The following is a 13,340-nucleotide window of genomic DNA, read 5'->3' as shown; positions in this document are numbered from 1 at the left end:
ACCGGCAGCGCCGCGGTCCATGCAGGCTTGGAGGTACTGGACGTCGCTGATCCGATGGCAACCACGAGACGGCACAGCGCACTACAGCCATCACTCAAGGTGGGATTCGATCCGCCCCCACAAGCTATGGTGCTCATTCACCAAGCCAGGGAGTCGGCATGCCCAACAGATCGCGGCCGACAGACGCCCTCGACTGTCTGCGTGCCGAGCTGACGGCCGGGCAGTCGACGACGGCCGAAGGTACGACTCGGGATGCATGGCTCGCCTTCATGCGTTTCGGGCGGAGGCGCTTTCACACAGCACCCACATCCGACTCCGACGGCTTGCTCTTCCAGTACGGCACGTACGCCTTTAGCGGGCGACCTATGTTCACTGTGGACCTGACGAGGCAGTTCAACGTCAGCGAAGATGGCGAGCACGACCACTACGTGCAAGTTCACTGCGAGCTCCGCTACGCGCCGGCAGTGGACCTGGACGCCTTGGGAAGTTTCAACTCCTGGTTCTTCTACGACACCGATGCGGACCTCGACAGGTGGTCCGCTGCAATGGCGGAGCATCTCGGTCCGCTCCTTGATCGCAGGCCCGCCGAGATCGACACGTGTGAGGGGCCGGTATAGCCGCTCCACGGGTACGGCTGCGATCAGCCTTTCTTCCTGGCACGCTTCACCCCGGGACCGGGCTGGGAGAGCGTGAGGGCGTTGTTCGAGGCGTGGGCGGCCCTCAGAGGCCCGGACCCGGATGGGTCCAGGTTCGTCGCGGTACTCAAGCCGTTGCAGGATTTGGAGCTCACACTGGCTCCGGTGGAGGGCCGGCAGCCTCCGATGCAGCTCTTCAAGAACTGCGCGGTGCGTATCAATGGGTCTGAGGCTCGCCTGCGCTACTGGCACAGCGTTTGACTGTCCGCTGGAGCCGGCGCAGACGCTGTCAGGGGCGAGCGTTATGGTGCGTGGCCGTGGACGCTTCTGATCTTGACTACCGGACCCGGACGCGGTCGGGCTGTATCCCGCCGGAGCTGGTCTCGCGGCTGCTCGAGCGCGGCCACGTCGACGTGGTGGAGCTGCAGGCCGGAAGTGGGGATTGGTTCTGCGCGCTGGCGTGGGCGCGGTTGCTGGGTAATCAGGGCGAGCAGGCCGACGCGTTGGAGGTGCTCGCCCCGTACCTGGCAACCGGCTGGTGGACGGCCGTCGCAGCCACGTCCGAGTTGCTGGAGGGCTGGGGCCGAGTCGACGAGGCGATCGAGATCACCCGGGTCCGTATGGAGGCCGGACACCCCATGGCGCTGGAGTTCTACACCCGCCTGATCGCCCGGCACGGCCGCGCCGAGGAGGCGTTCACCCTGCTGCGCCCATACATCGGCGAGCCGTCCCTGGCCGTGGCTCTGGTCGACGTCGCCGGCGCCGCCGGCCGCGACGAGGAAGCGGCCGAGCTGCTCGCCGCCCGGACCGAGCATCGGTGTTCCGACTTCCCGTGGTGCTGCCGGGGCCTTGATAGCGATACGGCGATCGGGCTGCTCGCCACCATCCGCGAGCGCCAGGGCCGCATCGACGAGGCGATCGCCCTGCTGCGCCCCGACGGCAACACGCTGCTCAACCGTCGGCAACTGGCCGCGCTGCTGGCACGGCACGGCCGGCTCGACGAGCTTCGCGCAGCTGCGGCGACCGATGACTCGAGGTACGCCGTACAACGGCTCGCGCTGTTGCTGGAGGAGCGCGGCGACGTGGAGGGGGCGATCGCGGCATACGGGCAGGCCGACGGACCCGTGGCCCACAACGCCAACTCGGCTTTCGACCTCGCGCAGCTCCTGGCGCGGCACGGCCGGGGGGACGAAGCGATCGACGTGATGCGCCTTCAGGCCGACGCCCACAACGGGGACGACTGGATCCTCCATACCCTCGCCGACCTGTGCCTCGGCCAGGGCCGCCCCGGGGAGGGCCTGGCACTCCTCGACGCCCTCGCCGCCACCCGCGGGGGCGATGAGGACTGGGACCTGTACTGGATACGGCTGCCGCTGATCGCCGCCCGCGACGGCGTCGACGAAGCGATCGCACAGGCCCGCTCCCATCCCGAGGGCGCCACCTGGTACGCGGCATCACACATTGCCGAGCTGCTCGCCGGCGCCGGACGCATCGAGGAGGCTGTCCTCGTTCTCGAACAGCACGCCTCCAAGAACAGCAATGACCTGGCCGGGTACCTCATCGACCTCGGCCGCATCGAAGAGGCCGTGGCCGTCCTGCACCAGGACAAACCTCGTACGCCACAGCCTTCGACCACCGCAGCTTGGAGCGAAGAACCTCCGTTCTGAAGATCTGCCTGGCACAAATTCTGCGATGCGGCCAATGCCTAGTAAGCGCCGCAGAGCCCTGAAGGGCTTCCGGATCACCAGCAGGCGGCAGGTCAGTTCGCGGTCAGGGTGCCTTGTTCTGTCTCGTAGAAGGAGAGTCCGCGGCGGATGTCCTCTCGGTTGTACGGCATCGGTTCGAAGTCGCCGATGATCAGCCGGTAGTTCTCAGACCTACCGGGAACCTTGAACGAGAAGCCGACCGAACAGCCCTTGACCAAGGCCCGGCCCCGCGTGATGCCGCTCCCCTCGATCATTCCAGTGCCAAGGACGGAGCCTTCGCCATCCGTCACGCGAACCTCCTGCCCGAGCTGCGTCTTGGCGTTCGGCGGCGGCGTGCAGGATGCGTTGAGCTCGGCAGGTCCTCGCCACCACCATCCTCGACCGATTCCTCCACCACTGTGAGGTCATCCCCATCAACGGCCCAGCCACCGCCCGAAGAACCGTCTCAAGGCCATCGAGCGAGAGAACGACGTGGCCTCACCCGCTGAGATCAGTACACCGGTGTCCCATCTCGCATAGGTCCGGGCATCGTGCTGCGCTGACCTATCGGGCCCGCACTTGAGTGAGACGAGACTTGCCGATGTGTCTCACTCAAGTGCAGACACGGAGCCGTGCTCCCGCAGTGCAAGGAGTAGTGGGTGCCGGAGCCGTGAAGGTTCAGGCCTCGGCAGGTGCGGTGTCGAGGGCAGCCGGGTCGAAGCCGGCGTCGGTCAGGACGTCGGCGGCAACTCCGCGGCCGACTTGGGCGAGGCCGATCAGCAGGTCGTCGCAGTCGATGCGGTCGGAGGCGTTCTGCGCGGACCGCGCCTCCGCGATGTCGATGGCCTTGCGGGAGTAGGGAGTCCAGGCGATCCGTTCGGCTGCCTGGGATGCCCCCATGCTCAGCCGGGTTCCGACGGATCGGTGGACGGTGTCCGGTGAGACGCCGGCGGCCTGCAGGAGACGGGTGGCGCTGTTGTCCTGCGCGGTCAGTCCCCAGAGCAGGTGCTCGGTGCCGATGTAGTTGTTGCGGTGGTGCACCGCCACCTGCTTGACGTGAACCATTGCCTGACGGAGGTCGTCAGTCATGACCTCGGGACTGTAGCGCTTGTGCGGGGCGTGGAAGCGTTGCTGGACCGCTTGTCGGGTCACGCCCAGGGCGGTTCCGATATCGGTCCATGAGCTGCCGTGCATCCGGCAGTGTTCGACGTAGTCCTCGACCAAGTCGTCTGCCAGCGCCTGTAGCTGGCCTGCGAGTTGGGCGGCGACGGTGAGCAGCGCGAGCCAGTCGGGCTGTTCCTGTCCGCCGGGGCGGTGTGCGGTGTCGCACCTCCGGTCGACTTCCGCGATGAGATCGTCCAAGTCTGGGAGAGCCATGATGCAAGTACGCCTTGCCATTTCAAAACTGTCAAGGTGTACTTGCCTCTCTCGTTTCCGAGGTAGTGCTTGGACATGATCAAGACGTCAATTCGCTTACCCGGGAATCTCCGAGACTGCCCGAACATCACAGAGACAGGACACCGGCGCCTCGCCGGCCCCCTTGCTCTGTACGTTCGACGGGTACGGGGCTCTGCACATAGACCAGTACGCCGACCCCCATCTGAACCACTTTCACCGAAACCGACGAACCACCCACACCCCCGTGCGCGCAGGGGGCATCCAGGCACTCGACTGGGGGGCCATCCCCGCGCGCGCAGGGAGCAGCGGGGGCAGCCAAGCCTCTGGGACCTGCTTCATTCACCGAGTGCGAACGACGCCCGCTCCTGCCACTTCACACCGTCGTAAACGATGAGTTCAACCGACGAGACCTGAGACGTGAACGGGAGCCTGCCGGAGAGATCGTCCTCGATCTCCTCCAAGACGGTGTCTTCCTGCCCTTGAGCGATGGTCAGGTGCGGCACGATCTCGGCATACCGGCCGCCATACGGCGGAGCCTCAGGCCAACGGTCAGCGATCGCCTCCGTGAGCCGCCGCAACTGCGTGTCAGGCTCGGGGACGAGATACAGCACTCCCGGCAGCCGTCCGCATCTCTCGAACCGCAGGTCAATGGCCGGGTGGCTGCCCAGCACCTCCGCGAGAGCGGAGTAGACGCGCGCATCTATTCGGCTTGCGTCGAGAAACGGGAAGAGCACGGTGATGTGAGCGGGGACCCCGGCCCGGGCCGAGGGGTCGAGCCGTTCACGCCACCCGCGGACGGCCGGCTCCGCCTCCGGGATCCGGACGATGAGCCCCGTCTGGCCCGCCTGAAACGCACTGGTGCTGTCATCTGCCATGACATCGCATGATGTCACCTCTGCCGCAGACGGCACGACTCCACTGGGACACGGACCGCCAGGTCGGCCGGGCCACCCGCAGCCAGATGGTTCTCGGCTACGTCCACTCCGCCGTCGACGACCACTCCCGCCTCGCCTGCAGCGAGATCCGCGGCGACGAGAAGGTCGCGACCTGCGCACGCTTCCTCACCAGCGGCCGCGTTCTTCAACAGCCAGGGCAGCGACCGGATCGAACGGGTCCTGGCCGACGCTGCTTGGGCCTACCGCAGCCCCCGATGGCGCGGCTGTCAGTCCTCGCCGTCAGGGAAGAAGGCGTCTTCGATCCGGAGCATCTCAGCAGCGCTCAGTTGTGGTGGCGACCACCCTCGCAGGCGTGCGTGCTCGACGAATCGCGCATCCACCGGCACGTGGTACCGCTCGACGTAGTGAACGAGGTCCGTGTGCCAGAACCACTCACCATCCGTGAGCAGACGGAGAGCGTCGATCGCCTCCTTCGTCGGACTGAGGACGTCATAGACGGCTGATACGGTCGCAGCAAGCACCCGGCCGGCACGAAGGTAGCGGACCAGATCTTCTTCGTACGGATCACCTATACCGCGGACGCAGGCGTACAGGGACGGGCCGTCCGGGCGGCCGTGCTCCAGCTCCCGGAACTCACCCAGGAAACGGTCGGCGTATATAAGGCTCGCTGCTCACCAGCGTCGGGGTAACCGCTCATACCGGTTGAACAGACGATCCTCGACCGCCCCCTTTTGAAGGAACAAGGACCATCCCCGCGGGCACGGGGATGAGCAGATGACGGCGACGGACCATGACTTCTTGTCTAGCCATCCCCGCAGGGCGCGGACCAGACACCCCGGACACCGGCCGCTCGCACGCGATCAACAGGACGGTTCGGACCGGCAGAACGCACCGGTACGGTTCTGGGCATGGTGATCGGCAGAGGCTTCCACGAGGTTTCCGGTGCGGACATTCCAGGGATTCTCGACGAGGCCGCCTGCGAAGGCGTTCCCGTGTTCACGCTCTCCATCTCCGGGCGGACCGACAAGGAGGCGTTCTTCAGGGCGGTACGGGTGGCGCTCCCCCTCGACCCGCCGCTCGGGACCTCCCGCTTGCTGTGGGACGCCTGCTCGGCAACACAGGCAAAGCGATGAACAGCCGACCTCGCACTCCCCCGCCACCCCACAAGCACGGGGAGTAAACCGCACAACCTGCGCCTCTACGGCGCCGCGAAACCGTTCCCCACCACTTTCACCGAAACTGCCGAACCACCCCCACGCTCCAACTCCCGTGCACGGGCGGACAGCAGCGGGCCTACCGGCTCGAGGGCACGGTGTTCCTGGCACCATCCCCGCAGAGGGGAGGCCGGTGCCGTTCACCGGCGCAGACCGATCCGGAACGTGATCCACAAACATCAGTGACGAGGGCTTCGACTTCCTCCACCCGACGTACAAGGGTGTGCCGGCGTAAGACGTTCCCCCTTCCAGAACGCCGTGAGATCAAGAAGATCGCCAAGTGACCCGTAAGACGGGCACGGGCACCACCGCGTCCCGTCTCAAGACGTCGGCCACCCAACGGCCCCGCCGCACGGGCTGAATGTCAAGGCGGCCGACTGACGTCACAGCACCCGAAGAGCTCTGCCCGGAGGATTTCCGGGACGGCGCCACGGTAGGTCGGGTCAGAGCTGGAGAAGACCCCAGTAGCCGGCCCAGGGGGCGAACACCGCGCCGGCGAGGAGGAGCATGCCGAGCCGGGCACGGGCCCTGATCGGGAGGGACGTCCACCTGCGCAGGGTGGTGACGGCGGTGGAGCCGGATGCCACGAGGGCAAGCACGGCGAGCAGTTGGACGCTCAGCCACACGAAGGGGCGTCCGAGCAGGACAGGGCCCGTGACGGCCGCCGCGGTGATCGACAGAAAGAACAGGTAGCCAATCGTTGCGGTGATGGCCGCCGATCCTGCCAGCGCCGCCCAGCGTGCCGCGCGCGGCATGGCGGAGGGTCGTGTGCACCGACGGATCCGCCGGATGGCGCCGGTCAGCAGGTAGCCCGCGAAGCCGAGCAGGCAACCCGCGACGGCGGTGGTCTGCAGCCACGGCGACTCGTACCAGGCCAGCGGGGCGAGGGGACGGCTCGGGGTCGCCTGCTGGGGTTCCCGGTCGACGGAGACCGACGGCGGGCCGACGGCAAGTCGGTCGATCCATGCCGCCTCGTAGTCGGCGTAGTCGGAGGGCAGCTCGTCGGGCCGGTCGTAGCCGTCCGCGAAGGTCCGGTGCAGGTTGTGCCGGACATCGGGGACGGTCCGCAACGTGTAGTGGCTGTTGCCCGCGCGGTCGAGAGCCTGCCGGATGATCGTCGCACTCTCCGCGGGGGCCGCCTCGCGGTCGAGTGCGCCCCATTCGGCCAGCACGGGCTGGCGGACCCGTTCCCATACGGGCACCGGGTCGTACTCCGCCTCGGGGAACAGGGCCGTACCGACGAGCTGCCGAATGGTCTTCACCTGCATGACAGGCAGGAGCGATCCCGAGACGCCCGCGTGGCGGAGGTATCCGCCGTAAGCCCACGCCTGCTGGCGCGCCGGGCTGAGTCCGACCGCGCCAACGGTAACCAGGAACGCCACGTCGTCGGACCGGATGGCGGCCAGGGACACCGCCCACGCCCCCTCCGAAAGACCCCACAGGCCCACCCGCGACGGCTCGACGCCCTCACGGGAGCGCAGCAGGCGCACGGCGGCGAGCGCATCGTCGGCGAGCTTTCCGTAATCCCGATGGATCGCCGAGTATCCGGACGTGCGCTTGTCGTAGATCAGCGTCGCCGTCCCACGCCGGGCGTACGCCTCCGCCGCCTCCGCCAGGTCCGCTCTCGGGCCAGGACCAGCGCCACCGACCATCACCAGGCCCGGGCTCAGGGTGCCTGACGGCGTATCCGGGAGCAGAACTGTTCCGTGCAGAACCGTGCCGTCATCGCTCGTGAAGGAAACATCCGTCCGGCTCACGTGAGCGCCGCCGGTCTCGGCAACCGCCGAATCCGGCGCGGGCGTCAGGACCACCATGGCAGCGGCCAGCAACAGGACGAGCACTCCCGACCGGCTTGCCTCGGTGACTTGCCGAACCCTGGCCCGGACTGCCTTTGATCTCGTCCCGCCAGCTCTCACTTATTCCCCCACATCGACGGGCCCCGGTGGCCGTTGCGTTCATTGCCCTGATCCTTCTCCCGTGAAGGCGGGCGGGGGATGGAGGTTGCACCCGAATGCGTGGTGGGGACAGCCTCCGTACTCCTCCTGGTGTGTCCCCTGCCTGTAGCGGTGCGCATGCCGGTGTGCGGGCGGGGTTTTCGTCGGAGAGGTACGGGCCCGCAGGGGGTGTGTGATCCGCATGGCCACGTCGAGGCCGGGCGGCTTGGCTTCGTTGATCTCCAGGAACAGCGTGTCGACCTGTTTCGGAGGCAGGGGGTGACCGCCGGGCTGACGGCTGTCGCTGAGACGGGACGGCATGGTCGTGTTTGGGACGTGTGACGGGGTCCCTCATCCGGGCAGGGGTTGACCGGCGGAGTGGGGGATGTGCCCGCCGTTGCCGGGTGTGAGTGGTTGAGGTACGGAAAGTGCCGCCGGGGTTGGTGTTGGTTTGATCTGCCTACTGCGTGGGAGCTTCCAGCCCGGCGGGGCGCTGCGCCGGAGTGCAGCTCGCTCAGGTCCGGAATGTGGTTGTAGAGCATGCCCGGCGAGACGCCGAGCAGCTCGGCGATCGAGGTGACCAAGTTGATCGAGCGGCCCGGGTCGGGCAGCGGGTCACGGGCAGCCCGGATGATCTCCTCCGTGGCGACCCTGAACGGCCGCCGGCGCGGGCACGGGCGCGGGCGGCGGCGAGGCCTTCCTTGGTGCCGATGACGATGAGTTCGCGAGCGAACTCCGCCAGCGCGGCGAAGACGTGACGTGGAAGGCGAGCCAGCACCTGGGGGTCCCGGTTCTGGTGCAGCGAGGTGAAGCCGATTCCGCGCTCGCGCAGCTCGACGACCACGCTGATGAAGTCTTGGGGGCCGCGGCCGTAGCGGTCACGCCAGGGGATGACGAGCATGTCGCCTGCGTCGAGGAACGCGTGGCACACCTTCAGCTCGGGACGGAGCGCGTCCATTCCGGACTTCTGGTCAGTGGAGATCTTCAGGTGCTCGGCGGCGGTGAGCGCGTCGAGCTGCCACTCCAGCTTCTGCCCGCCGGTCAGCGACCGGGCGTACCCGACTTTGATCCCGGTGCGCCCGCCCTAGTGGCTCGGCAGCGAGCGTGTCCGCGTCCTGCGTCGGTTCCTGAATGGTCGTCATGGCCCAGTCTCACATCAGACTCCGATTCTGCCGTTCGGCAGGGGAAGTCCACGGGGACGGGTGATCGCGCGTAACCCCGAGGGGCTGGGCGGCCATCGGGAGAGGCCTTCAGAGGGCGAAGGTTGTTTGACCGCTACCCGGTCGGCAGCAGGTGGGGGCTTGACAGAAGGTCTCGCGCGCCAGGCAAGCAGGTTGTGGAGGTCCACGCGAAAATCCCCTTGCCCAATGGTCAAGAATCGTTGACCATTGCTCGCATGGCTACCGACGAAGTTCCCGAGACGTTTCACGTCACCACGGACGAGCAGCTGCGCGCCGTCTCCAACCTCACACGCCACCGGATCATGGCCGTGCTCCGCTTCGAGCCGGCGACGATCACGCAGATCGCCGAGCGGGTGGGCCTCGCAAAGGGGAGTTCCAGCTATCACGTGCGGCTGCTGGAGCGGGCCGGCCTGGTGAAGGTGGTACGCACGCGGAAGGTGCGGGGTGTCACCGAGCGGTACTACGCGATGGCCGCGCGTTCGATCGTGCTGCCGGATCCGGGTGAGGGAGGGCCGGATGTGCTGATGCGGCATGCGGTGGCGGACCTGGAGGCGTCCCCGGCGGACGGCGAGCGGCACGTGGGGATGATGCATCTGCGGCTCACCGAGGCGCAGTTCGCAGAGCTGGGGGCGCGGCTGCAGGCACTGGCGGAGGAGTACCGGGAGCTGTCCGATCCGTCGCTGCCGGACGCGTCACTCGTCTTCGCACTGTTCCACCCGGCATCGCGCGAGCAGGCCGAGGGGGGCGCCAAGTGACCAAAGCCTCCGGGAAGTTGCCGGTCGGGTTCGGGCGGCTGTGGACTGCGCAGACGGTGTCCTCGCTCGGTGACGGGGTGTCGCATGCCGCGCTGCCACTGATCGCGCTGACGTTGACGCGGGATCCGATGGCGCTCGCCGTCGTCACGGCCGCCGGGACGCTGCCGTGGCTGCTCTTCGGGGTGCTCGGCGGTGCGCTGGTGGACCGCTGGGACCGCCGGCGCACGATGTGGGTCACGGATGCGGCGCGTGCGGTGCTGCTCGCGATACCGGCGGCAGCGGCCGCGCTGGACGTGCTGAGCATTCCTCTGCTCGCGGCGGTCGCCTTCCTGCTCGGCCTCGGCGGACTCTTCTTCGACACGGCCGCCACGGCCTATCTGCCAGATCTGCTCGGCCGCGAACCCGCACTCCTGGAGCGAGCCAACTCCCGCCTGCGCGGAGCCCAGACCGCCATGTCCGGCTTCGCGGGGCCGCCCGCGGGCAGTGCGCTGCTCACGCTCGGGCGGGCGGTTCCGCTGCTCGCCGACGCGGTGTCGTTCGCGCTTTCCGCACTGCTCGTACGGTCGCTGCCCGCCATGCCCCGGCCTGTGCCGGAGATCCGCAAGTCGCTGCTGCGGCAGGCGCGGGCCGGCGCCTCGTACGTCTTCCGGGACCGCCTGCTGCTCGGGCTCGCCCTCCGCCCCGCGGTCGGGAACATCGCTTTCCTCGCGGTGGAGACTGTACTCGCCCTCTTCGCACGCGAACGTCTCGGCATCGATACCTACGGCTTCGGCCTGCTCCTCACAGCGGAGGCAACCGGCGGTCTGCTCGGCGCGGGCATCGCCTCCTTCCTCGGCCGACGACTCGGCACCGGCACCGCGCTGACCTGCACAGCCGCCGTCGAAGGACTCGCCATCCTCGGGCTTGCCGCGGCTCCGAACCCGTACGTGGCCGGGCTGGCGCTCGCCGTCTGCGGGGCCGGCATGGGCGCCACCATGGTGCTCGCGCCGTCCCTCCGGCAGGCGATCGTCCCGGCCCACCTCATGGGCCGGGTCGCCTCCACCTCCCGCATGCTGGCCATGTGCGCCGCCCCCATCGGGGCTTTCCTCGGCGGCTGGCTGGCCACCACGTACGACATCCGTACCCCCCTCTACGCCGCCGCCGGCCTCCTCCTGGCGATGACCGCCGTCACCGCAACCATGACCAACAACCGCCGGGTCGAAGCGGCATTGCGCGCCGCCGCCCCGGCCGACGGTCCGGATCACCCGGCCACCGAGGAACCCGCCCAGGAGAAGGCACCCGTGGTGTTGTGACGCCTGCCTGCTGCTTAGGCGTCACAACACGTCGGATGCCGGGCCCCCGAGGGACGCGACAAGTGGCCTGGGCGGTTGGGGGGCGATGGCCGCCAATCCTCGTCGCTCCCAGCGGCGTCCCGGGCCCCGGAGGGGGTGCAGGCCCTGGCCGGGGGGCCGCCGGCTTTAATGCCGGCGTTCGCCCCGCGGCGGCGTAGGCGCGCACATAGTTCCCGTCGACGTACGAGAGGTGCAAGCGGGTCGGCGCCTTGTTGCTCGGGCCGATGACCGGGGTCAGATGAGAGCGGAGGCGAGTTCGCGCCACTCCCGCTGCGGCAGCACGGTCGGATCGGCGCTCAGTACCTGCAGGCAGACGTGGTCGGCTCCTGCGTCGAGGTGCTCCTGCACCCGGCGGCGGATCGCCTCTGTGTCGCCGTACGCGACGATCGCATCCACCAGTCGGCGACTCGGTCCGCCCGTGATGTCCTCGTCCCCGAAGCCGAGCCTTCGGACGTTCGCCCGCTGGTGCGCCGCCATTGCGACGTATGTAGCAACGTGCGCGGTGGCCACCTCCCGGGCCCGGCCGAGGTCGGCGTCCAGGACGACGGCCTGCTCGACCCCGAGAAAGGCATCCGGTCCCATGATCGTCCGGGCTAGCGAGGTGTGCTCGACGGGCACGAAATAAGGGTGCGCGCCCCAGGTGCGTTCGGCGGCCAGTTCCAGCATCTTCGGGCCGAGGGCGGCCAATACGCGGCGCGGCGCCGGGTCCGGTACCGGGCCGTGGGCGGGGGTGGCGTCCATGGCTTCGAGGTAGGCGCGCATCGTGGCGAGCGCCCTGCCCCGGGCCGGGACGGGATAGCCGTCCACCAGATGCACGGTGTCGTCGACCCGGTGCCCGCCCAGACCGAGCAGGTAGCGTCCAGGGAAAGCGTCACCGAGTGTGCGTGTCGCGTTGGCCATGGCGATCGGGTCCCGGTAGGCGATATTGGCGATACCGGACGCGACGGTGATCCGGCGGGTCGCCGACAGCAGTAACCACGCCTGGCCGACCGTGTCGCGGCCGAACCCCTCACCGTGCCAGATCGCTCCATAACCCAACTCCTCCAGCTCCGCGGCCGATTCACGTACGCGTCCGGCGGGTTGCCCCTCGTAGGCAAAGGTCCAGATCCCGACACGGCCGAGCCCGGTCCGCGCGTCGTCAGTCATCCGTACTCCTCAGACAGCTATCCGGAGAGGTTCTCCGGTTTCATATCGGGCTAGGATACGGAGAACCTCTCCGGTTTGCCATCCTGGGAGCTGACCCAAGGGCGGGACGATGACGAACAGACAGGGCCACACCCCGGCCGAGCCTCCGCAACGCACGGACGCCCGCCTGAACCGGGAACGTCTGGTGGCGGCGGCGCGAGAAGTGTTCGCCGAAGCCGGACCCGGCGCGTCCCTCAACGAGATCGCCCGCCGGGCGGGGGTGGGCCCTGGCACCTTGTACCGCCACTTCCCCAACCGCTCAGCCCTGCTCACCGCGGTACTCGCAGACCGCATCGAGACACTGTGCGCGCACGCGGAACAGCTGCTCGCTTCACAGAACGCCGACGACGCCCTGGAGCAATGGCTCCGGGCCTTTCTCGCCCATGCCCGCGTGAACCAGGGCATGGGCAGCGCCCTGCTGGTGGAATCAGCGGGCGAGTTGGGCTTCGACTGCCACCGCCGCATCCTGGACATGGCGGCCGGCTTGCTCGCTCGAGCTCAACAGCACGGAACAGCTCGGACCGACCTGACCGCCGAGGACCTCATCCAACTCGTCATCGGGATCGCGCTGTCCACGGCCCACGGCAAGCAGGCCGGGCAGCCCGAACTGCTGCTGGACCTGGTGCTGGACGCCGTGCACGGGGCGCCGCGCCGGAGGAAGTGACTCCCCGCCCGGACCGGCACGTTGATCCCCCTCCGGCCGAGGACGAGGGCGAGGCGAGGGCGAGGGTGAGGGTGAGGGCCGAACGCCGGCGGTGAGACTCCGGGCGGGCAGCCACCCCGGGATCAGCACATCCCACCGGTCTCGGGTCGGGCCGTCGCGCTGGGGCGCAAAGCCCGGGCGGCCGGCCAGCCAGGCGGTGACAGGCCGATCCGCTTCGTCGATGCCCTGAAACTCCTATCGCCATGACTTGAGGCGCCGCCAGCAGAGGCGGCACCAGCGCCGGCCGCACCCGCCCGGCACCGGAGGCATGGCGCGCAGAGATGGGATACGCGCGATCGCCGAACCTGTGGCTTTGTTCACGGGTAGCGGGTTCTGGCACACATTCCGTAAGGGCAGTGGTCAGGAGCGCGTGGGATTGGTGTCGTCCCATTTCCACCCGGTTTGAGGGAACTGATCCAGCAG

13 protein-coding genes and 2 pseudogenes are annotated in these 13,340 nt (G+C 68.5%); 8 read left to right on the top strand and 7 right to left on the bottom strand.

Translation table 11 applies throughout. The annotated features are described in order from the left end of the window. The first annotated feature begins 158 nt into the window (after window positions 1-158). Both AC07AW_RS40105 and AC07AW_RS40100 read left to right on the top strand, forming a co-directional pair. Entirely contained in the window at window positions 159-617 is a 459-nt protein-coding gene (locus AC07AW_RS40105) for a hypothetical protein (protein WP_478820397.1), read from the top strand. Window positions 618-952: 335 nt separating this feature from the next. Then, window positions 953-2,302, top strand: coding sequence for a tetratricopeptide repeat protein (locus tag AC07AW_RS40100; RefSeq protein ID WP_478820396.1), 1,350 nt, complete (start codon window positions 953-955; stop codon window positions 2,300-2,302). Window positions 2,303-2,394: 92 nt separating this feature from the next. Here AC07AW_RS40100 and AC07AW_RS40095 read toward each other — a convergent pair whose 3' ends face one another. Continuing rightward, window positions 2,395-2,631: a hypothetical protein gene (locus AC07AW_RS40095; RefSeq protein WP_478820395.1), complete on the bottom strand. Its 237-nt coding sequence runs from the start codon at window positions 2,629-2,631 to the stop codon at window positions 2,395-2,397. 65 nt (window positions 2,632-2,696) lie between these two features. Here AC07AW_RS40095 and AC07AW_RS40090 point away from each other — a divergent pair. Beyond that, a pseudogene (locus tag AC07AW_RS40090) lies at window positions 2,697-2,860 on the top strand (ATP-binding protein); the annotation flags it as partial. Window positions 2,861-2,998: 138 nt separating this feature from the next. Here the strand turns inward: AC07AW_RS40090 and AC07AW_RS40085 are convergent. Beyond that, window positions 2,999-3,682, bottom strand: a complete 684-nt coding sequence (locus AC07AW_RS40085; RefSeq protein WP_478820394.1) for a Clp protease N-terminal domain-containing protein — start codon at window positions 3,680-3,682, stop codon at window positions 2,999-3,001. 371 nt (window positions 3,683-4,053) lie between these two features. Further along, window positions 4,054-4,593 carry a 2'-5' RNA ligase family protein gene (locus tag AC07AW_RS40080; RefSeq protein ID WP_478820393.1) on the bottom strand — a complete coding sequence of 180 codons (540 nt, stop codon included), beginning with the start codon at window positions 4,591-4,593 and terminating at the stop codon, window positions 4,054-4,056. A 56-nt stretch (window positions 4,594-4,649) separates the two neighbouring features. Here AC07AW_RS40080 and AC07AW_RS40075 point away from each other — a divergent pair. Beyond that, window positions 4,650-4,860 (top strand): annotated as a pseudogene (locus tag AC07AW_RS40075) (IS481 family transposase); the annotation flags it as partial. 20 nt (window positions 4,861-4,880) lie between these two features. Here the strand turns inward: AC07AW_RS40075 and AC07AW_RS40070 are convergent. Beyond that, complete coding sequence (locus tag AC07AW_RS40070) at window positions 4,881-5,135, bottom strand: hypothetical protein (RefSeq protein WP_478820443.1); 255 nt, start codon at window positions 5,133-5,135, stop codon at window positions 4,881-4,883. A gap of 387 nt (window positions 5,136-5,522) precedes the next feature. Between AC07AW_RS40070 and AC07AW_RS40065 the strand changes: the two genes are divergently transcribed. Further along, complete coding sequence (locus AC07AW_RS40065) at window positions 5,523-5,747, top strand: hypothetical protein (protein ID WP_478820392.1); 225 nt, start codon at window positions 5,523-5,525, stop codon at window positions 5,745-5,747. 524 nt (window positions 5,748-6,271) lie between these two features. Here AC07AW_RS40065 and AC07AW_RS40060 read toward each other — a convergent pair. Then, window positions 6,272-7,480 carry an alpha/beta hydrolase family protein gene (locus AC07AW_RS40060; RefSeq protein WP_478820441.1) on the bottom strand — a complete coding sequence of 403 codons (1,209 nt, stop codon included), beginning with the start codon at window positions 7,478-7,480 and terminating at the stop codon, window positions 6,272-6,274. Between the two features lie 796 nt (window positions 7,481-8,276). Then, window positions 8,277-8,789: a recombinase family protein gene (locus AC07AW_RS40055; protein ID WP_478820440.1), complete on the bottom strand. Its 513-nt coding sequence runs from the start codon at window positions 8,787-8,789 to the stop codon at window positions 8,277-8,279. Between the two features lie 369 nt (window positions 8,790-9,158). Between AC07AW_RS40055 and AC07AW_RS40050 the strand changes: the two genes are divergently transcribed. Together AC07AW_RS40050 and AC07AW_RS40045 are read left to right on the top strand one after the other, a co-directional pair. After that, window positions 9,159-9,698: an ArsR/SmtB family transcription factor gene (locus AC07AW_RS40050; RefSeq protein WP_478820391.1), complete on the top strand. Its 540-nt coding sequence runs from the start codon at window positions 9,159-9,161 to the stop codon at window positions 9,696-9,698. A gap of 17 nt (window positions 9,699-9,715) precedes the next feature. Further along, window positions 9,716-10,990, top strand: coding sequence for an MFS transporter (locus AC07AW_RS40045; protein WP_478820439.1), 1,275 nt, complete (start codon window positions 9,716-9,718; stop codon window positions 10,988-10,990). Window positions 10,991-11,263: 273 nt separating this feature from the next. Here the strand turns inward: AC07AW_RS40045 and AC07AW_RS40040 are convergent, their stop codons facing one another. Then, on the bottom strand, window positions 11,264-12,175 hold the full coding sequence (locus tag AC07AW_RS40040; protein ID WP_478820390.1) for a TIGR03620 family F420-dependent LLM class oxidoreductase: 912 nt from the start codon (window positions 12,173-12,175) through the stop codon (window positions 11,264-11,266). 109 nt (window positions 12,176-12,284) lie between these two features. Between AC07AW_RS40040 and AC07AW_RS40035 the strand changes: the two genes are divergently transcribed. Further along, on the top strand, window positions 12,285-12,878 hold the full coding sequence (locus AC07AW_RS40035; RefSeq protein ID WP_478820389.1) for a TetR/AcrR family transcriptional regulator: 594 nt from the start codon (window positions 12,285-12,287) through the stop codon (window positions 12,876-12,878). Window positions 12,879-13,340: the final 462 nt, after the last annotated feature.

It is taken from the genome of Streptomyces sp. NPDC044003 (assembly GCF_056435185.1).
The sequence above is the reverse complement of the archived record's forward strand: the minus strand, read 5'-3'. Positions and strand labels throughout refer to the sequence as shown.